Here is an 859-nt window from a genome sequence, read left to right as displayed (position 1 = left end):
CTTATTTTTACAGGTCAAGGATACAATGGAAACAACACTAAATAACAAAAATTCAAATAAAATGAAAAATAAAGAACCACCTAAATTAAAAATAATCTAATCAAAACAACATAAAGACATAAAGGAGAAAAATATGAAAACAATAGAAGTTGAAGCATATGTTGATTGTGATGACTGTGACTATTTTATTTTTATTTCTGAGAAAATAGATTTCGTTTGGGATGAGGATACTAAAAAAATATTATTAAATGCATACCCTAACTCCCAAATAGAAGAAATAAATGATATGTTTAAAGAAGCCATAAGTGATATTTATTTTTCTGGAAAATTAAATAACAATAATAAAATAAGTATGGGCATTACTCCAGAAGATGAAAACTACAAATACTTTTTTAATCTATATTGTATGGTTATATTACCTGAGTTGCCTGATTACCAATTTAAGTTTTCTGTTATGATGGAACTCTTACTTACTGAAGAACGTTTATTAAGTAATTTTGATGAGTATATATCTTTCATCAATTTTATGGGGAGATGATTATATATCTTTCATCAATTTTATGGGGAATTGTTCGAGACAATATACAGGAGAACAAGAAGATGAAAACAATAGAAGTTGAATTATATGTCAGTTGGGGCGACCGTGATTGTTCTATTTTTATACCTGAAAAAATAGATTTTATTTGGGAAGAGGATATTAGAAGACTATTATTAAATACATACCCAAATTGCCAAATGGAAGAAATAAATAATATGTTCATAGAGTTTATAAGTGATTATTTTTTAAGTGGTTTAAACGACAATGAAATAGGTATGAGCATTATTGAACAGGGTGAAAAAGTTAAATATTCTGCTAGTA

The 859-nt window shown here is 26.5% G+C and carries 2 protein-coding genes; both read left to right on the top strand.

Going from position 1 to position 859, the window contains the following annotated elements; translation table 11 throughout:
* Positions 1-133: 133 nt before the first annotated feature.
* Positions 134-538, top strand: a complete 405-nt coding sequence (locus tag E4T68_RS08955; protein WP_135126054.1) for a hypothetical protein — start codon at positions 134-136, stop codon at positions 536-538.
* Positions 539-600: 62 nt separating this feature from the next.
* On the top strand, positions 601-859 hold a 259-nt coding region (locus E4T68_RS08950; protein WP_135126052.1), incomplete at its 3' end, for a hypothetical protein.

The sequence above is a fragment of the Granulicatella sp. WM01 genome (assembly GCF_004570605.1).
Lineage (GTDB): Bacteria > Bacillota > Bacilli > Lactobacillales > Aerococcaceae > WM01.
Note: the sequence above shows the minus strand (reverse complement) of the source record. Positions and strands in the feature narration are given on the sequence as shown.